This is a genomic window from Solwaraspora sp. WMMB335 (genome assembly GCF_049179075.1).
In the GTDB taxonomy this organism is placed as follows: domain Bacteria; phylum Actinomycetota; class Actinomycetes; order Mycobacteriales; family Micromonosporaceae; genus Micromonospora_E.
This window is the reverse complement of the sequence record NZ_JBMHMF010000001.1, coordinates 2563725-2582949: the sequence shown is the minus strand read 5'-3', so window position 1 is coordinate 2582949 and position 19225 is coordinate 2563725. Positions and strand designations below refer to the sequence as shown.

15 protein-coding genes are annotated in these 19225 nt (G+C 72.7%); 9 read left to right on the top strand and 6 right to left on the bottom strand.

What is annotated here, in order from left to right; all coding sequences use genetic code 11:
- Positions 1 to 134: 134 nt before the first annotated feature.
- The 9 genes from ACN27F_RS10940 (at position 135) to ACN27F_RS10900 (ending at position 10060) form a co-directional block, all read left to right on the top strand.
- On the top strand, positions 135 to 644 hold the full coding sequence (locus ACN27F_RS10940) for an acyltransferase (RefSeq protein WP_421440108.1): 510 nt from the start codon (positions 135 to 137) through the stop codon (positions 642 to 644).
- Complete coding sequence (locus ACN27F_RS10935; RefSeq protein WP_421433134.1) at positions 637 to 2445, top strand: lipopolysaccharide biosynthesis protein; 1809 nt, start codon at positions 637 to 639, stop codon at positions 2443 to 2445. The genes ACN27F_RS10940 and ACN27F_RS10935 overlap by 8 nt, the downstream gene beginning before the upstream one ends.
- Positions 2446 to 2491: 46 nt before the next feature.
- A complete protein-coding gene (locus tag ACN27F_RS10930) occupies positions 2492 to 3781 on the top strand; it encodes an O-antigen ligase family protein (RefSeq protein ID WP_421440106.1) in 1290 nt (429 codons plus the stop codon).
- Entirely contained in the window at positions 3778 to 5376 is a 1599-nt protein-coding gene (locus ACN27F_RS10925) for a lipopolysaccharide biosynthesis protein (protein ID WP_421433132.1), read from the top strand. The genes ACN27F_RS10930 and ACN27F_RS10925 overlap by 4 nt, the downstream gene beginning before the upstream one ends.
- Before the next feature lie 7 nt (positions 5377 to 5383).
- Entirely contained in the window at positions 5384 to 6286 is a 903-nt protein-coding gene (locus ACN27F_RS10920; RefSeq protein ID WP_421433130.1) for a sulfotransferase domain-containing protein, read from the top strand.
- Positions 6283 to 7620 (top strand): hypothetical protein, encoded by a 1338-nt coding sequence (locus ACN27F_RS10915; RefSeq protein ID WP_421433129.1) that lies wholly within the window; start codon positions 6283 to 6285, stop codon positions 7618 to 7620. The genes ACN27F_RS10920 and ACN27F_RS10915 overlap by 4 nt, the downstream gene beginning before the upstream one ends.
- 295 nt (positions 7621 to 7915) lie before the next feature.
- A complete protein-coding gene (locus ACN27F_RS10910) occupies positions 7916 to 8386 on the top strand; it encodes a UDP-N-acetylglucosamine--LPS N-acetylglucosamine transferase (RefSeq protein WP_421440104.1) in 471 nt (156 codons plus the stop codon).
- Between the two features lie 124 nt (positions 8387 to 8510).
- A complete protein-coding gene (locus ACN27F_RS10905; protein WP_421440102.1) occupies positions 8511 to 9134 on the top strand; it encodes a glycosyltransferase in 624 nt (207 codons plus the stop codon).
- The gene (locus ACN27F_RS10900) at positions 9131 to 10060 is read left to right on the top strand and encodes a glycosyltransferase family 2 protein (RefSeq protein WP_421433127.1); all 930 of its coding nucleotides are present in this window, start codon (positions 9131 to 9133) and stop codon (positions 10058 to 10060) included. Before ACN27F_RS10905 ends, ACN27F_RS10900 begins: the two co-directional genes overlap by 4 nt.
- A 994-nt stretch (positions 10061 to 11054) precedes the next feature.
- Here the strand turns inward: ACN27F_RS10900 and hutH are convergent.
- Genes hutH through ACN27F_RS10870 form a run of 6 tightly spaced genes read right to left on the bottom strand, consistent with a single transcriptional unit; the run spans position 11055 to position 19178 of the window.
- Entirely contained in the window at positions 11055 to 12596 is a 1542-nt protein-coding gene (hutH, locus tag ACN27F_RS10895) for a histidine ammonia-lyase (protein WP_421433125.1), read from the bottom strand.
- Between the two features lie 4 nt (positions 12597 to 12600).
- Positions 12601 to 13842 carry an imidazolonepropionase gene (gene hutI / locus ACN27F_RS10890; protein ID WP_421433124.1) on the bottom strand — a complete coding sequence of 414 codons (1242 nt, stop codon included), beginning with the start codon at positions 13840 to 13842 and terminating at the stop codon, positions 12601 to 12603.
- Positions 13842 to 15194 carry a formimidoylglutamate deiminase gene (locus ACN27F_RS10885; protein WP_421433122.1) on the bottom strand — a complete coding sequence of 451 codons (1353 nt, stop codon included), beginning with the start codon at positions 15192 to 15194 and terminating at the stop codon, positions 13842 to 13844. Before ACN27F_RS10885 ends, hutI begins: the two co-directional genes overlap by 1 nt.
- Positions 15191 to 16438, bottom strand: coding sequence for an allantoate amidohydrolase (locus tag ACN27F_RS10880; protein WP_421433120.1), 1248 nt, complete (start codon positions 16436 to 16438; stop codon positions 15191 to 15193). Before ACN27F_RS10880 ends, ACN27F_RS10885 begins: the two co-directional genes overlap by 4 nt.
- Entirely contained in the window at positions 16435 to 18186 is a 1752-nt protein-coding gene (gene hutU, locus ACN27F_RS10875; protein ID WP_421433118.1) for a urocanate hydratase, read from the bottom strand. Before hutU ends, ACN27F_RS10880 begins: the two co-directional genes overlap by 4 nt.
- A gap of 50 nt (positions 18187 to 18236) precedes the next feature.
- Complete coding sequence (locus tag ACN27F_RS10870; RefSeq protein ID WP_421433117.1) at positions 18237 to 19178, bottom strand: MurR/RpiR family transcriptional regulator; 942 nt, start codon at positions 19176 to 19178, stop codon at positions 18237 to 18239.
- Positions 19179 to 19225 lie beyond the last annotated feature (47 nt).

Here is a 19225-nt window from a genome sequence, read left to right as displayed (position 1 = left end):
TGACCTGGTAATTGCCGGTGGGCCGGTTACGTGAGGAACCGGCCCACCCGGCAGTTTTGTAGAGTGGAGGATTCATTCGACAGGGAGGCGCACCCGTGGGGACGACCACTCGGCGTCAGAGCCGACTGCTACGGATGGCCTTCGCGGTCAAGCGCGGCTACTACCGGGTCAAATACCCTCGTCTGCGTCTCGGTAAGGACGTCGAGATCCGCGGCAGGGTGCGGCTACGCCGAGGGGTGCGGGTGAGCATCGGGGACCGGACCCGGCTGAACAAGCTCGTCCGGTTCGCCGGCCCGGGGGAGGTCCGGGTCGGTGCCGACTGCCTGCTCAACGCGACCTGGATCGGTGTGTGGACCACCGTGGACATCGGCGACCGCTGCCTGTTGTCCGATTGCGAGCTGATGGACAACGACTTCCACAACCTCCCTCCGCTGATGCGCCACGCACCCCCGATGTCGGCGACCCGGGCACCCATCGTGGTCGAGGACAACGTCTGGGTCGGGGCTCACGCGCTCGTACTCAAAGGCGTCCGGATCGGCCACGACAGCGTGGTGGGGGCGGCGACAGTGGTTCGTGTGGACGTACCCGTAGGTGTGGTGGTAGCCGGCAACCCGCAGCAGATTGTGAAGAAATTCGATGAGTGACCACCTGTCGACCAGCGACCAACCACAGCGCACCGTCACCCTGCCCGAGCTGCTGCGGATCCCACTGCTGCGCTGGCCCGTCGTGGTGGCGGGCGCCGCCGTGGGACTGTTGCTGGCCATCGGCTTCCTGCTGGTCGCGCCGCCGGCGGCGACCGCGACCGCGGTCGTCGCGGTGCGTCCGGTGGTCACCGACGCCTTCACCTACCCGGGCGCAGGTGCCGACCGGTCGATCAACATGAACGTCGAAAGTGGCATCGCCACCAGCACCGACGTGTTGTCCCGGATCGCGCAGGAGCGCGGCACCGACCTTGTCACGGTTCGTCGGGCGCTGGAGATCGAGGTACCCGCCGGCGGCCAGATCCTGCGGTTCACCTATGCGGCGGACACGGTCGACGCGGCGGTGGCCACGGTCAACCTCGCCGCCAGCACCTATCTCGCCGTGCGTGAGCAGATGTACGAGCAACAGCGCGCCGACATGCTGGCGTCCTACGACGGGAGCATCGCCAAGGTGGCCGAGCAGCAGGCCGACGTGCAGCGCCGGGTGGCCGAGGCCGACACCGACGGCGTTGCCGCCGATGCCGCGCTGGCCGAGTTCGGCTCGCTCAGCAATCAGCTGACCGAGCTCAACTCCGCCCGCACCGAGATCGCGGCGATCGACGTCACGCCCGGCTGGGTCACCCAGCGGGCCCAGCAGCAGCTCACCACGGCCGGGCAGTCCCGGATCCTGTACCTGGCCGCCGGGCTGCTGGCCGGCGCGCTCCTCGGCGTGGTGTTCAGCTATCTACGCGAGTCGACGGACCGCCGGGTGCGCAGCGAGACAGACGCCCGGGACGCCACCGGCATGCCGTTGCTCGGCATGGTCCGCCGCCGCGGTCCGCGCGTCGACGCCCGGACCGTGGACGCCGACGCGCGGTACGTGGCCATGGCCATCGCCGAGCAGCTTCGGCAGGAACCGCGGACGCCCGTGGTGGTGATCGCCGCACGCCGCCGGGAAGACATCACGCCGATGACGGCCAGTCTCGCGGTGGCGCTCGCCGCTGACGGCCGCGACGTGTACGTCGGTGATGACAACCACCGCCTACGGGCGTTGCGCGACGCGCTGCTCGCCGACCGGCGGCGGGTGCCTTCGGTGCCGTTCGTACCCGCCCAACCCAGCGTCGGGAGGACCGGCGCCGGGAACACCGGCGATCCGGACATCGGCGATCCGGACACCGGTGACCGTGGTGCGGATGACCGTGGCGGCGATCCGGACGACACCATGGTGATGTCGGTGGCCGGCGGCGACGACCGTACGGTCATCCTGCCTCGGGTCACCGATCTGACCGACGCGCCGGCCGGCGGCAGCGGCGGCACCAGGCGGCCGTCGCCACGGCCGAAGCCCGGTGCGACCGCGACCGCGCTCCAGTCCGGACCGGACGGCGGACCGGCCGCCGATCGCCGGTCGGACGGCGACAGCCGGGTCCCGAACGGCGACAGCCGGGCCTTCGACGGGGCGGAGCGCGGCGTCATCGGTACCGTCGCCGTGCGTACCCTGCCGTTGGACGCCCTCACCGTCGGCACCGGGATGGTCCGGATCGGGCCGTACGCCCAAGCGCCAGCGGACGGCAGCATCGTGCTGTTCAACGCACCACCGGCCGAATCGGACGAACGCGGTGTCCGGGAGGCACGCTCCGGAACCGCCATCGTGGTGGTGGAGCGGGACCGCACCCGGCTGGCGGACCTGCGCCGGCTGGCCGACCGGATCCGCGCGGCCGGGGCTGACCCGCTCGGTTTCGTGCTGACCGGCAGCGGACGTGGCTGAGCCGGTCCGGCGTTCCCCGGCGCTGCCGATCTGGCCGCTGTGGGTGATGTTCGGGCTGGTCCCTGTCTGGTGGATCTTTGGTGTCTTCTACTTCGGCTGGCCGGTCTTCGGCGCGTTGCTGCTGATCATCATGATCACCCGGGGCGGGGTTCCGCTGCCCGTCGGCAGCGGGGTGTGGCTGATTTTCCTGGCCCTCGTCGTGGTCAGTGCCACCCAGTTGGCCAACCTGTCGTCCCTGCTGACCTTCGCGCTGCGGTTGGTCTTCTACCTGACCGCGCTGATCGTCTGCTGCTACGTCTACACGATGTCCCGCGAGCGGGCCACGCTGACGGTGGTGCTCGGACCGCTGTGCGCCTTCTTCGTCGCGCTCGTGCTGCTCGGCTGGCTCGGCGTGCTGGTGCCGCGTTTCGCGATGACCACGCCGATGGAGTTGCTGCTGCCGGGTGGGCTGGCCGGCCACCCGTTCATCCGGGACATGGTGCACGCCGAGGCCACCGAGTTCAGCGCCCGCTCGCTCGACCCGATCTACCGGCCGGCGGCTCCGTTCGCGTACACCAACACCTTCGGCAGCACGTACGCGATCATGCTGCCCGCCGTGGTCGCCTGCCTGCTGTTGGGGGTACGGGGACCGGCGCGCACCGTGCTGCTGGTCGCGCTGCCGCTGTCGCTGCCACCGGCCTTCCTGACCCTCAACCGGGGCATGTTTCTCAGCCTCGGGGTGGGGCTCGTCGCGCTCGGGCTGCGGGCAGCGGTCCGGGGCAATGTCAAGGCGTTGGCCTCCACGCTCGGCGTACTGGCCATCGGGGGCGTGGCGGCGCTCGTCATCCCGATCGGTGAGTTGATCGAGCGCCGGGTCGCCGTCAGCAACACCAACACCGACCGGCTGTCGCTGTATCTGGAGGTGCTGCGCTGGGTCGAGCGGTCACCGCTGCTCGGGTTCGGCACGCCGCTGCAGGTCGACACCGTGTCGGCGAACGCGCCGATCGGAACCCAGGGCCAGCTCTGGACGGTGCTGTTCAGCCACGGCATACCCGCGCTGGTCTGCTTCGTCGGCTGGTTCCTGCTGGTGCTGGCCGTCTGCTGGCCGGCCCGGTCGGCGGCGGCACAGTGGTTGTCGATAGTGCCGCTGATCGCTCTGGTCCAACTGCCCTTCTACGGGTTGGTCAACCAGAACCTCACCGCGGCCTTCTACGCGACCGCCGTCGCGTTGGCGCTGGTCGAGCGACAGCGTGGCACGGCCGGGCCGGCACCAGCACCGGCACTGGTTGCGGCGGCGCCGGCACTGGCTGCGGCGGCACCGGTGATGGCCGGACGATCGCCGGGAGCCGGCCGATGAGCACGACGGCCCCAGGGTCGCCGGGCGCCGTCGCGGATCGGCGGGAGGCCCGGCGCAGCGCTCGCAGCGGCGCGATCGGGCTGGCAGGTGCCGCGGTCAGCGGCCTGTTCGGGTTCGTCCTGGCGGTGGTGGTCACCCGTGGCTACGGACCGACCGGTGCCGGGGCGTTCTTCACCGCAGTGGGCCTGCTCACCGTCGTTGCCGCCAGCTGCACTCTGGGCGCGGAGACCGGTCTGCTCTGGGCGCTGCCCCGGCGACGTACCGGTGCCGGTGGCGACGCCGCTCGGATGCTGCCGGTGGCGCTGCTGCCGCCACTGCTGGTCGTGGCCGTGGTCGCCGCCGTCGGTCTGCTCGCCGCGCCGCGACTGGCCGCTGTGCTGTTCGACCAGTCGGTCGCCGGGCCGGGCGGCGCGGTGACCGGGTCGGACGGCACGGTCGTCGGGCCGGACGCGTCGCTGGTCCGGCTCTGCGCCATCGGACTGCCGGTCCTGGTCGCGACCGGGCTGGCACTGGCCGCGGTGCGCGGGGTACGACCGATCGGCGGGTACGTCGCGGTGCAGTTCTTCCTACTGCCGATCGGACGGCCACTGCTGGTCGGGCTGGCCGCGCTGACCAGCTCGTCCGTGCTGTTCGGTGTGGCCGGCTGGCTGGCCCCGGCGCTGGTCGCGCTGCTGGCCTGTGCCTGGCTGGTCGCCGGACCGCTCGGCATCGGCGCGGGCGCCGGGCTGCGTTCCCGGCCCGGCGACTGGGGCGGCTTCTGGCGGTTCGCGCTGCCCCGTGCCGGCTCGGCCGTGATCGACGCCGGCAGCATGTGGATCGGGGTGCTGCTGGCCGCGGTGTTGGCGGGCCAGACCGAAGCGGGCATCTTCGGCGCGGTCGGCCGGTACGTTCTCGCCGGACAGTTGGCCCTGCAGGGACTACGGGTCGCCGTCGCGCCGCAGCTGTCGAGACTGCTCGGTGCGGACCGACCGGCGCAGGCCGCCGCCGTGCATCGGCAGATGACCGTCTGGGCGCTGGTCCTGTCCTGGCCGGTCTACCTGCTGCTCGCGGTCTTCGCGCCGGGATTCCTGGCCATCTTCGGGCCGGAGTTCGCCGCCGGGGCCGCCGCGATGACCGTGCTCGCCGTCGCGATGCTGGTCAACATCGCCGTGGGCAACGTGCAGACGCTGTTGCTGATGAGCGGCCGCAGCGGCCTGCACCTGCTGGCCACGGTGGTGAACCTGACCGTCACGGTGGCGCTGGGGTACGTGCTGGTGCCACGGTACGGCGTACTCGGCGTCGCGGTGGCCTGGGGCACCGGGATCGTGCTGGAGAACCTGATCGCGGCGGTGGCCGCCCGGGTCGTGGTCGGTCAGCCGCTGGTGGACCGGGCGACGGTGGTCGCGGCGGGGGCGGTGCTGTTCGGCGTCGGTGCGGTGAGCGCACTCGCGACGGCGCTGGCCGGGCGGGGTGCCGGCGGCCTCGTGCTGGCGTTGGTGCTGCTGGTCGTGGTCGGCCTCGCCGCGCTGACCGTGCCGGGGGTGCGGCGCCGGCTGCGGCGTGCATTGGACAAGCGGCGCGGGTTGTGGCCGAGCTTGCGACAGAAAGGTGGGTGAGACAGCCATGCCGTCCATCAGGGACCGGATCAAGCAGGTGGTGCCGGCGCAGGTGACCGACCGGGTACGGCAGTCGATGGTGCACTACGGGGTGCGTACCAGCGACCAGCGCCCGCTGCCGGACTTCCTGATCATCGGGACGAAGCGGGGTGGCACCACATCACTGTGGAACTACCTGATCCAGCATCCGTTGGTGCCCCGGCTCTTTCCGGCCTGGAACACCAAGGCGACCCACTACTTCGAGGAGCACTGGACGCGTGGCGAGGCGTGGTACCGGTCGCACTTTCCCACTCGGCGCCAGCGGACCGCGCTGGCCGCCCGGTACGGCGCTCCGGTGCGGGCCGGCGAGGCCGCGCCGCTGTACATGTTCCATCCGCTGGCCGCCGAGCGGGTGCAGCGGCTGTTGCCGGAGGTACGCCTGATCGTGTTGTTGCGCGACCCGGTGGAACGGGCGTACTCGCATTGGAAGGAACGCCGTACCGAGGGCAAGGAGCCGTTGGACTTCCCGCAGGCCCTGGCCCGGGAGGAGGAACGCACCGCTGGCGAGCGGGAACGGCTGATCGTCGATCCGACGTACTTCAGCGAGGCGTACGACTGGTACAGCTACCGGGCCCGGGGGCGCTACCTGGAGCACCTCGAGCCCTGGCTGGTGCGGTTCGACCGATCCCAGTTCCTCTTCCTGACCAGCGAGGAGTTCTACCGCGACACCCGGACGGCCTACCTGCGTACCCTGGACTTCCTCGGCCTGCCCGAGCACGAACCACTGGCCTTCAAGGTCTACAACGACCGCCGGTCGGCACCGCTGGACGAAGTGCTGCGAGCCGAGTTGACCGCCTACTACCAGCCTTACAACGAAGCGCTGCGGCAGCGGCTGGACCTGCCGCTGGACTGGGCCGGGTCGCCGCGATGACCGGACCGGCGGGAGCCGGACCGGGCGCGACGGATCCGGCTGTGGCCGGGTCGGATCCGCGGGATCGCGGCGACGGGCTGGGCTGGGTCACCCGGGCGGTGTTTCCCGATCGCCGGCTGCGCCTGGCGCTCGGCGCAGCCGGCGATCGGGGCGCGGTGCCCCGACCGGGCTACCGGGTGACGGCCCGCTACGCCGTCGTGCCGTCGCTGGCACGCGCCCGTTTCCTGCTGCCACTCGGCCGGCGTCGGGTCACCGCGGCGTCGGTCTGGGCGTACAACGCGTTGCGCCCGCTACCGGTACGGTTGCCCCGGGCCGTGCTGGGCCTGGCGGCCCGGTTCGGGGCACTGGAGCTGGCCCGCCCGCCGGTGCTCAGCGTGTCCGTGCCGGTCGAGGGCGTACCGCCGGGTGAGCTGATGCTGGTGGACCATCTCGCTGACCGGCTGGGCGGGCGACGCTGGTACGCGGCGATCGGTGTGCGACCGCCGGATCCGAACCACAAACCCACCGTGCAACTGTTCGACGCGGGCGGGCAGCCGCGCGGCTACGCGAAGATCGGCTGGAACGACGCCACCCGGGAGCTGGTACGGGCGGAGGCGGCGGCGTTGGCCGATCCGCCGCCCGCCGGCCCCGCCCCCGGCGGCCACCCGGTGGTACCCGGCGTGCTGCTCGCCGGCGACTGGGCGGGCCAGGCGGTCACCGTGGTCGAGCCGCTGCCGCCGCGGGTACGTGGACTCGGCACCGGGGTCGCCGCGCCCGAAACGGTGCTGGCGGTGGCCCGCCGTGGCGGCCCGCCCGCGACACCGTGTCCACTGCACGGCTCCAGGTTCCTCGACCGGCTGCACCGGCTCGCCGCCGAGTCGGCCGCCGGTACGGCTGGCCCGGCCGGCACGGCTGGTACGGCCGGCGGGCGGGCGCTGGCGGCGGTGCGTCATCTCGCCGATCGGTTCGGCACGGTCACGCTGGAGTTCGGCCACTGGCACGGCGACTGGGTGCCGTGGAACCTGGGCCGGCACGCGGGTCAGCTGGTGGCCTGGGACTGGGAGCACAGTGGACCGGACGTCCCGGTCGGTTTCGACCTGGCACACGATGCCTTCCAACGGGCTGTGGTCCTGCGATCGGAGCCGGTCGCCGCCGCGGCCGTCGAGGCGGACGGGCAGCTGCGGCGCCATGCCGGACTGCTCGGCCTGGACGCCGAGCGGCGGTTCGTGGTCGTGCAGAGTTACCTGATCGAGATGTGGCTGCGGACCTGGCGGCTGGCCGCGGGCGGGGCCGGCTGGAATCCGGAGCTGCATCCGGCGTTGCTCGACGTGGTCGAGCAACGCCGCGTCGGCTGACCAGCGGCAGGCCGGTCGGCGGTGTGGCCAAATCCCATTAAGCCCACTGAGGCGATAGGATTTTGAGCATGCTGGCCTGCCGCTACTTGCGGAATTGGCGATCGGGCAACATGGCGCGGGTGTCGGTGAACGCCGCTCGGCGCGGTCGTCGCGGCGAGGGCGGATGTGTCGCTGAGCGGCGAGTTCGTGCCAAAAGACCGGCGCCAATTCTCTTTTCTGCCCCCGTCTTATATCTTGGTTAGTCAAACAGCGGTTGGCCGGCTAGTGAACTCTGGGGGCATCTGTGGCCAACAAGATGGACGATGTCGCTGCTGCGCCGACCATCCTGCTCGTTGGCTCGAGCGGGGGGCACCTCGCGCAACTGCTTGCCCTGGAGCCGTGGTACGCCACCAGGCGTCGATTCTGGGTCACTTTCGACACACCGGACGCCACCTCGCTGCTGCGCGACGAGGACGTCGTCTGGGCCCACCATCCAACCACGAGGAACGTGCCGAACCTGATCCGCAACGCGTGGCTGGCCGTACGAATCTTCCGGCGCCGTGAGGTCGCCGCGGTGGTGACCACGGGGGCCGGAGTGGCCCTGCCGTTCGTGATGCTCTCCTGGCTGCGTCGGATACCTGCGGTCTACATCGAGGTTTATGACCGAATTGACACCCCGACTTTGACCGCGCGACTCTGTCGGCCCTTTCTGTCGGCCATGCTCGTGCAGTGGGAAGAACAGCGTCGCCAGTACCCGGAGGCGATCGTGGTCGGCAACCTGCTATAAGCCAGACCATTCTCGAACGACGATGATACGTGCCTGTAACAATTCAACGTATGACCAGGTCAAGGAGTCGGTCATGGTGGATTCCACCCTGTCGGATCCGGGATTCCCGCGCCCGGCCCCGCTACTGGCCAGCACGGTGACCGCCGCTGCCGTGCGTATCCCGCGCCAGCGCACCACGCCCCGTCCGGCGACGGTCCTGGTCGCGGTCGGGACCGACCGGCACCGGTTCGACCGGCTGATCGACTGGCTCGAGGACTGGCACACAGGCGCGCGTGGTCGCGCTGACATGATCATCCAGTACGGCCACAGCCGGACTCCGGACCTCGACGGTGCCAGTGCCTTTCTGGATCACGACACGATGCAACGGGCCATGGCCGGCGCTAGCCTCGTCGTCTGCCACGGCGGGCCGGCCACCATCCTGGAGGCCCGCCGCCACCGGCACCTGCCGATCGTCGTACCCCGTGATCCTGCCCACCGCGAACACGTCGACGACCACCAGCTGCTGTTCGCCCGGCGACTCGCCGCCGCCGGGCTGGTCCACCTGTGCGAATCACGCGCGGAACTGGCTGCCGCCCTCGACACCGGGTTGCGGGATCCCGATGGCTTCGTCACCGCCGGCCGGGCCGGTACCGCGGCCTCTGCACTGGCGGCCTCTCCGCTGGAGGCCGTCGCCCGGGTCGGCCGGATCGTCGAGGAGCTCATCGCCTCCGCCAACCCACGCCGGCTGTCCATTCGGCGGCAGCGGTGAGCGGCCGGCCCGCACCGGCCCCGACCGTCAGCGTCGTGGTGCCCACCCGGGACCGCCCCGAACTGCTGCGCGAAACCATCGCCGCGATCCGCACCCAGGACTACCCCGGCCTGGTCGAGACCATCGTGGTGTACGACCAGTCCACTCCGGATCCGGCGGTGGCCACCCCGGATGCCGACCGACCGGTGCGGGTGGTCACCAACAGCCGGTCCGCCGGCCTGGCCGGCGCCCGTAACACCGGCATCCTGGCCGCCGCCGGCGAACTGGTCGCCTTCTGCGACGACGACGACCAGTGGCTGCCCGGAAAGCTCGCCGCCCAGGTCGCCGCGATCGACGCCGGTCACGGCGCCGAGTTCGTCAGCTGCGGCATCCGGATCAGCTACGACGGAGCCACCACCGACCGGGTTCTCGACCGGGACAGGGTGCCGCTCGACGCGCTGCTGCGCGACCGGATGACCGAGCTGCATCCGTCCACGTTCCTCATCCGCCGGGCCGCGCTGATCGACGGGTTCGGGCTCGTCGACGAGGACATTCCGGGCGGCTACGCCGAGGACTACGAATTTCTGCTCCGGGCCGCCCGCAGCGCCCCGCTGATCAACCTGCGCACCCCGTACGTGCTGGTCCGCTGGCACAAACGGTCGTACTTCGCGCAGCGCTGGGACACCATAGCGACCGCCCTGCAGTGGCTGCTGGAGCGCTATCCGGAGTTCGCCACGCAGCCGGCCGGGCAGGCCCGGGTGGCCGGCCAGATCGCCTTCGCCCAGGCCGCCGCCGGTCACCGCCGGGGGGCTCTGCGCTGGGCCCGGCACACGCTGGCCCACAACCCGCGTGAACCGCGCGCCTACCTCGCTCTGGCCGTGGCCAGCGGGGCGGTGCGTCCGGACCTGGTGCTGCGTTCGTTGCACCGCCGGGGCCGGGGTATCTGACCTCGATCACCGCTGGCCGGGAGCATCGATGCGGCAGATCGTTCAGCGCAACGGGCCGAGTTCGGCTTCGATCGCGTCGCGCAGCTCACGGCCGGCCACCACGTTGAAGATCATTTTCTGATCTCGGCGTTGTGACCTGCCGTGTTGCTCGCGAGTGTCGAAATCTGCGCACTAACCGACACCCTGACCTCGGCACGATGTTCCATCTTGGCGACTTCCCTACGCCCAGGAAGAGACACCAGCATCCGATGTGGATGATCAAGCCTACCGGAAGAGCCGCAAGGGCCGCCGACCACGACGTGCCCACCAGGACCCACGCCGGCGGATGCCAGGTATCCGCCCACGCCGACACGCCGCCATCCAGAGCGAAGGCGCTCCTCCAGTCGGGGCGCTCAACGGGCGGCACCGCTGCCACCAGCGGAAAAGCCGCACCGATCGTCGTACGCACCACATGACCCCAGTCGGGTCACTCACGGTGACCAGGGAGCTGGAGCCGGCCCGGGTAACCACGGGATCTCCATCGCGAGTGGACTCTGGCACACCTCAAAAGCCAGGGATGACGTCAGTCTGGCTCCACTCGCCGCAGACATGACGATGGCTGGACGGAGGCAGCACGACGCAGTGCCCGAAATGGGCAGGAGGTGACATCACATTCGTGACCGTGCGTGATTACGCCGGCTCATCCACCGACGGTCAGCCGCCGTCCAGCCGGACACAACGGGCTCAGCGGCGGCAGGCAACGGGTAAGCCGGCAGCCGAGCACGGCGGCGGCATGGTGAATCCCGACCCGGGCCACGTTGACGATCACCTTCCGATGTCGGCGCGGCGACCTGCCGTGAAGTATCCGTCAAGCCGACGCGCCGCTATCCAGTGCGAAGGTGCTCCTGCAGCGGAAACGCCGCACCGATCGTCGTACGCACCACATGACCCAAGTCAGGGCCGGGGCATCTGACCTCGATCACCGCCGGCCGGGAGCATCGATGCGGCAGATCGTTCATCGCAACGGGCCGAGTTCGGCTTCGATCGCGTCGCGCAGCTCACGGCCGGCCACCACGTCCCGGGCCGCCTCCAGCGCCGGGGCGAGAAAGACGTCCGGCCCCGGCTCGCCCGCGAAGTCGCCGACCAGCTTCACCGCCGCCCGCCCGGCCGGTGACGCCCGCAACGGCGCCCGTAGCTGCAGCCCGCGCACCGCGGCGAGCAGCTCCACCGCCAACAGGCTGGTCAGGTTGTCCAGCACGGTACGCAGCTTGCGGGTCGCCGCCCAGCCCATCGACACGTGGTCCTCCTGCATCCCGGAGGTCGGCACCGAGTCCACCGAGGCCGGTGAGGCGAGCCGCCGGTTCTCCGCGACGATCCCGGCCGCGGTGTACTGGGCGATCATCAGTCCCGAGTTGACCCCGGCGTCGGGGGACAGGAACGCCGGTAGGTCCCGTGACCGGTTGACGTCGAGCAGCCGGTCCACCCGCCGTTCGCTGATCGCGCCCACCTCCGCGGCGGCGATGGCCAGGAAGTCGGCGGCGAACCCGAGCGGCGCGCCGTGGAAGTTGCCGGTCGACTCGACCCGCCCGTCCGGTAGCACCACCGGGTTGTCCACCACCGACCCCAGCTCCCGGCCGGCGATCGTGGCGGCGAACGCCAGGGTGTCCCGGGCCGCACCGGCGACCTGCGGGGCACACCGCATCGAGTAGGCGTCCTGCACCGCGTGCAGCAGGTCGTCGCGGTGCGAGTCCATCACCGCCGAATGCTGCAGCAGCCGGTGGATGTTGCCGGCCGACACCGCCTGGCCGGGATGTGGTCGGATGGCGTGCAGCTCGGCCTGGAACGGTCGGTCCGAGCCGAGCATCGCCTCGATCGCCAGCGCCGCGGTCACGTCCGCCATGGTGAACAGGTGCCCGGCGTCGGCGACCGCCAGCAGCAGCATGCCCAGCATCCCGTCGGTGCCGTTGATCAGCGCCAGCCCTTCCTTGGCGGCCAGCCGCACCGGAACCAGCCCGGCTTCGCGCAGCGCCGACGCCGCGTCGACCCGCGCGCCGGTCGCCGGATCGCGCACCCAGCCCTCACCGAGCAGCACCAGCGCGCAGTGCGCCAGCGGCGCCAGGTCACCGGAGGCACCCAGCGAACCGTGCTCCGGCACCCATGGCGTTACCCGATGGTTGAGCAGATCCAGCAACGCCTGGGCGAGCAGCGGACGCACCCCGGAACGGCCGAACGCCAGCGACCGTACCCGTAGCACGATCATCGCCCGCACCACCTCGTCGGGCATCGGTGCGCCGACGCCGGCCGCGTGCGAGCGGATCAGCGCGTGCTGCAGCTCCGTACGCCGCTGCGGCGAGACGAAGCTGCTGGCCAACGCGCCGAACCCGGTGGACACGCCGTAGACCGGGCGGCCGTCGCGTTCGATCGACTCGACGATGTCGCGGCTGCGGGTCATCGCCGCCACCGTCCGCGGGCTCAGCTCGACCGGTGCGCCGTCGCGGGCCACCGCCCGCACCTGCGCGGCGGTCAGGCCGTCCGGTTCGATCATCACAGTGGACATCCGGCTACCCTCCGTCCGGCAGGATCGGTGCTCCGTCGTGCAGAACCTGGCTGATCAGTGGCACTCCCGGCCGGTAGGCCAGGTGCAGGTACGACGGCGCGTCCAGCAGCACCAGATCGGCACGGGCACCGAGGCGCAGCACGCCCACGTCGTCGCGGCGCAGCGCCCGTGCCCCGCCGGCGGTGGCCGCCCACACCGCCTCGGCGGGCGTCATCGCCATCTCCCGCACCGCCAGCGCGACGCACAACGGCATCGACGTGGTGTACGACGAACCGGGGTTGCAGTCGGTGGCCAGCGCCACCGTCACGCCGGCATCGAGCAGCCGGCGTGCGTCCGGGTACCGTGACCGGGTGGAGAACTCCGCGCCCGGCAGCAGGGTGGCCACCGTGGACCCGGCGGCCAGCACGGCCACGTCGGCATCGGACAGATGGGTGCAGTGGTCCGCGCTGGCCGCCCCCAGTTCCCCGGCCAGCGCCACGCCCGGCCCCGGGCCGAGCTGGTTGGCGTGCACCCGCAACCCGAGCCCGGCGGCGGCACCGGCGGCCAGCACCGCCCGTGCCTGGTCGCCGTCGAACGCGCCGCGCTCGCAGAACACGTCCATCCATCGGGCGTACGGGACGGCAGCCGCCAGCATCGGGCCGGTCACCAGGTCCACGTAGGCGTCGGCGCGGCCGGCGTACTCGGCCGGCACCACGTGCGCGCCGAGGAACGTCGTCTCCGCCGTGAACTCGGCCGCGATCCGCAGTGATCTGGCCTCGTCGGCGACGCTGAGCCCGTACCCGGACTTGATCTCGATCGTGGTGGTGCCCTGCCGCAGCGCCTCGCGGCGCAGCCGCCCGGCGGTGGCGCGCAACTCGCCGTCGCCGGCCGCCCGGGTCGCGGCCACCGTCGACCGGATGCCGCCGCCGTCGTAGCGGGCCCCGGCCATCCGGGCGGCGAACTCGCCCGCCCGGTCGCCGGCGAACACCAGGTGCGCGTGGCTGTCCACGAACCCGGGTAGCCCGGCCCGACCCTCGGCCGGCAGCCGCCGGTCCGCCGCCGGGGCGTCGGCCGAGCGACCCACCCAGGCGATCCGATCCCCGTCGATCAGCACCGCCGCCCGCGTCAGCCGGCCCAGCGGGCCGCCGCCGTGCGCCGGATCGTTGGTGACCAGCTCACCGATCCCGTCCACCAGCAGGGTGCCAGGTGCCGGCGCCGGCACGGACCCGGGTGCGACAGGTGCCGGCGCCGGCACGGACGCGGGCATCACCGGGTCACCGCCCGGATCGCGGCGGTCAGCTCCGCCGCCACATCGATGTGCAGGTGCCGGCCGGCCCGGACCACCGGCCGCCCGCCGACCACCACGTCGGTCACGTCCGCGGCGGTGGCCGCCAGCGGCAGCCCGGCCGGGTCGACCCCGGCGGTACGCGGGCTGTCGGACCGTACGGTGACCAGGTCGGCGCGGGCACCGGGAGCGATCACTCCGGCGTCCGGCCAGCCCAGCGCCGCATGCCCGGCGCTGGTCGCCATGGCGACCAGATCGGCCGGGGGGAAGTGGCCGCGCCGCCCGGTACGCAGCCGCTCGTGCGCCTCCACCGCCCGCGCCTCCTCGAACAGGTCGATCACCGCGTGGCTGTCGCTGCCCAGGCTCAGCGGCACCCCGGCGGCGGCCAGCGAGCCGGCTGGCCCGATCCCGTCGGCCAGGTCCCGCTCGGTCGTGGGACACAGGCAGACGCCGGTGCCGCTGTCGCCGAGCAGTGCGACGTCCGCGCCGGTGAGATGGGTGGCGTGCACCGCGGTGGTACGCGGTCCGAGCACACCCGCGTCCGCCAGCAACGCCGCCGGGGTGCGGCCGTGCCGGGCCAGGCAGGCGTCGTTCTCCGCCGGCTGCTCCGACAGGTGCACGTGCAACGGGGCGTGCCGCCGCGCAGCCCAACCGGCGACCTCGGGCAGCGCCGCCGCCGGCACCGCCCGCACCGAGTGGACCGCCGCACCCGGCCGGGCGTGCCCGCCGGCCGGTTCCCAGGCACCGGCCCGGGACGCCCATGCCGCCACGTCGGCGTCGCCGAAGCGACGTTGCGTCCCGGCCAGCGGCGCGCCGTCCACCCCGGCGGCCAGGTAGCAGGTGTCCAGCAGGGTGATCCGGATTCCGGCGTCGGCGGCGGCCTGGGCCAGCGCGTCGGCCATCACGTTCGGGTCGGCGTACGGCCGGCCCCGCGGGTCGTGGTGCAGGTAGTGGAACTCGCCGACGCAGCTCGCCCCGGCCAGCGCCAACTCGGCGTACACCGCCCGGGCCAGCGCCAGGTAGCTGTCCGGGTTCAGCCGGTCGGCGACGGCGTACATCCGTTCCCGCCAGGTCCAGAAACTGCCCTTCTCGGCGTGGGTGCGCCCGCGCAGCGCCCGGTGGAAGGCGTGTGAGTGGGCATCGGCCAGTCCGGGCAGGGTGAGCCCGGGCAGCCGGGGCACCCCCGCCGGAGGAGGCACCTGTGCCCGCACCGCCGTGAACCGCCCGCCCTGTGCTTCGATCAGCACCCCGGCGGCCGGCTCCGGCCCGCCCAGCCAGGCGTACTCGGCATACCAGCGGGTGGCGGCCGGGCCGGGACCCGCGGTGGCGGTCACGGCTTGGCCGCCAGATCGGCCAGGACGGCGGCCAGCGCCCGCACCCCGACGGCGCAGTCGGCGTCGGTGGCGGCCTCGGCCGGGGCGTGCGACACCCCGGTCGGATTCCGTACGAAGATCATCGCGGTGGGGACCCGGCCGGCGAGGATACCGGCGTCGTGCCCGGCGGCGGTCGGCAGCACCGGTGGTGCCCCCGATCCGGGCAGCGCGGCGCCGATCGCGGCGGTGAGCCGGCCGGCCAGCGCCGGATCGAAGGCCACCACGGGACTGTCCGACTCGTGGACGACCGTCACCGTGACGCCGTCCGCCGCGGCCCGCGCCGCCGCCTCCCCGGTGATCGCGTCGACGAGCTCCGCCAGGGTGGCCGCGTCCGGGGCGCGCGCGTCCAGCCAGGCCCGCACCAGCGCCGGTACGGCGTTCGTCGCGTTGGGCGCCACCTCGATCCGGCCGACCGTGGCGTGCCCGCCCAGCCGACGGGCCTGCGCCTGCCCGGCGAGCACCGTGTACGCGCAGGTCGGCATCGGATCCCGGCGGTCGGCCATCCGGGTGGTGCCGGCGTGGTTGCCCTCACCGGCGAACTCCAGCCGCCACCGCCCGTGCGGCCAGATCATGCTCGCCACCCCGACCGGTGCGCCGGTGTGCACCAGCGCCCGACCCTGCTCGATGTGCAACTCGACGTAACACCCGACGCGGGCCAGCCGGTCGGGATCGGGACCGACCGCCGTCGGGTCGGCACCGGCCGCACGCATCGCCTCGGCCAGGGTGACCCCGTCCCGGTCGACCAGCGCCAGCGCCCAGTCGGCGGCGACGCTGCCGGTGAGCAACCGGGAACCGAGGCAGGCCACGCCGAACCGGGCCCCTTCCTCCTCGACGAACGCGGCCACGGTGATCGGCCGGGCCGGGGCGAAGCCGTCGGCCCGCAGTTCGTCGACGGCGAGCAGGGCGGACACGACGCCGAGCGGACCGTCGTAGCCGCCGCCGTGCGGCACCGAGTCGAGGTGCGAACCGGTGACCACCGCCGGTGCCGCCGGATCCACCCCCGACGGCACCCAGTCGGCCCACAGGTTGCCGTTGCCGTCGGCGTGCACGGCCAGCCCGCGCCGGGTGGCCGCCGCGACGAACCACTCCCGGCAGGCCAGCTCGGCCGCCGACCAGGCGTACCGCAGGTAGCCGCCGGTGACCGGGTCCCGGCCGATGCCGGCCAGCTCGTCCCACACCGCCCGGAACCGGGTCGCCCCGGTCACGGCCGGTCCATCGGCACCGACAGGTCGTGCCGGTCCGCGACGTCGCGGGCCAACCGGTAGCCGGCGTCGACGTGGCGCAGCACCCCGGTGGCCGGATCGTTGCGCAGCACCCGTTCGATCTTCTGCCCGGCCAGCGCCGAGCCGTCCGCGACGCACACCTGCCCGGCGTGCAGCGACCGGCCGATGCCGACCCCACCGCCGTGGTGGATGCTCACCCAGGACGCACCGCTGGCCGTGCTGACCAGGGCGTTCAGCAGCGGCCAGTCGGCGATGGCGTCCGAGCCGTCGAGCATCGCCTCGGTCTCGCGGTACGGCGAGGCGACCGAACCGCAGTCGAGATGGTCCCGGCCGATCACCACCGGAGCGGACAGCTCGCCCCGGGCCACCATCTCGTTGAACCGCACCCCGGCGACGTCGCGCTCGCCGTACCCGAGCCAGCAGATCCGGGCCGGCAACCCCTGGAACGCCACCCGCTCGCCGGCCAGCCGGATCCAGCGCGACAGCGCCTCGTTGTCGCCGAACAGGTCCAGGATCGCCCGGTCGGTGGCGGCGATGTCGGCCGGGTCGCCGGACAGCGCCGCCCACCGGAACGGGCCCTTGCCGGCACAGAACAGCGGCCGGATGTACGCCGGCACGAAGCCGGGAAAGTCGAACGCCCGCTCGAAGCCACCGAGCCGGGCCTCGTCGCGGATCGAGTTGCCGTAGTCGAACACCTCCGCGCCGGCGTCGGCGAAACCGACCATCGCGGCGACGTGGCGGGCCATCGAGGCACGGGCCCGGTCGGTGTACTCCTGCGGGGACCGCCGGGCGTACCCGGCGGCGTCGGCCACCGCGACTCCCGCCGGCACGTAGCTGAGCGGGTCGTGCGCGCTGGTCTGGTCGGTGACGATGTCGATCTCCACGCCTCGGGCCAGCAGCTGCGGGAAGACGGTGGCCGCGTTGCCCACCACTCCCACCGACAGCGCCCGGCGTTCCCGCCGGGCGGCGAGCGCCAGCACCACCGCCTCGTCGAGGGAGTCGGCGACGGTGTCCAGGTACCGGGTGGCGACCCGGCGGGCCAGCCGCTGCGGGTCCACGTCGACGATCAGGCAGGCACCGCCGTTCATGGTGACCGCCAGGGGTTGTGCCCCGCCCATTCCGCCGCAGCCGGCGGTCAGCGTCAACGTCCCGGCCAGCGACGCCGAGCCGACCGCGCCGACCCAGGACGGCGGCGCCGCCGGATCGTCGCTCTGGGCCGGGCCGTCGCCCGTCGAGCCGCCGCTGGCGGCGAGGCCGGCCGAGCGGGTGGCCAGCTTCGCGGCCACCGCGGCGAACGTCTCGTAGGTGCCCTGCAGGATGCCCTGGGTGCCGATGTAGATCCACGACCCGGCGGTCATCTGCCCGTACATGGTCAGCCCGAGCCGCTCCAGGCGCCGGAACTCCGGCCAGGTGGCCCAGTCGCCGACCAGGTTGGAGTTGGCCAGCAGCACCCGGGGCGCCCACTCGTGGGTGCGCAGCACCCCGACCGGCCGGCCGGACTGCACCAGCATCGTCTCGTCGTCGTCGAGGTCGGTCAGCGTGCGCACCAGCGCGTGGTAGGACGGCCAGTCGCGGGCGGCACGGCCGGTGCCGCCGTACACCACCAGGTCGTCCGGACGCTCGGCGACCTGCGGGTCCAGGTTGTTCATCAACATCCGGATCGCCGCCTCCTGCGGCCACCCCTTGGCGGTACGGGTGGCACCGCGCGCCGCCGCTATCGTCGCGGCCATTCCTGGTCACCTCCGGTGTGCCTGGGCCCTCGGTCAACGAAGACGTCGTCTCAGTCCACGAACACGCTGCGCTGGGTGGCGGAGCGTTCGAACTGTTCCAGCCGGCGCTGCGCCTCACCGGGTGCCGCGTCGCAGATCGCCTGCAGCAGCACCATCGCCAACGCCATGGGTGCGGCGTGCAGATCGAAGACCAACTGGTCACCGACCTGCGCGGGCAGCACCAGGTCGGCGTGCTCGGCGGCCGGGCTCAACGCCGAGTCGGTGATCAGCACCACCGACAGACCGATCGCGCGGGCCTCGGCCAGGGCGTCCACCGCCTCCCGCGGGTAGCGGGGCAGCACGATCGCCAGCAGCGCGTTAGCGCCGGCGTCGCGGGCCTGCTCCAACCGTTCCGGCAGCAGGCTGCCACCGCTGTCGAACACCCGTACGTCCGGGCGGACCTTGGCGGCGAAGAAGCCGAAGTAGTTGGCCAGCGGTGCGGCGGCCCGCACGCCGAGCACCGGCAGCGGAGTGGTGCCGGCCAGCACGGCGCCGGCGGCGGTGAGCCGGTCCCGGTCGGCGAGCTGGTCGGCGAGCAGGCTCAGGTGCCGGGCCTCGGCCCGGATCGCCCGCTGCATCTCGTTGTCGGCGGCGGTCGAGCGTCGGGTGCCCCGGCGGGCGTCGCGGGCCGCGGGCCCGCCTCCTCCGGGTGATGTCCCGGCTGGAGCCCCGGCCGATGTCCCGGCCGGGCCGGGGCCGGTGGCGAACTCCCGTAGCCGGCGGCGCAGCGCCGGGTAGCCGTCGTAACCGAGCGCCATCGCGAACCGGGTCACCGACGGTTGGCTCACCCGGGCCAACTCAGCGACCTCGGCGGCCGACAGGAACGCGGCCGAGCCGGCGTGCTGCACCAGGCTGTGCGCGATCCGGCGCTGGGTGGGGGTGAGGCGTACCCCGGTGAACAGGTCGAGCACCCGTTCGGCCGAAGCCGCCGGCATGACGTCGCTGTCATTCACGAAAACACTGTATGCATGAATTCATTCAACCGGCAACGTCGCGCGGT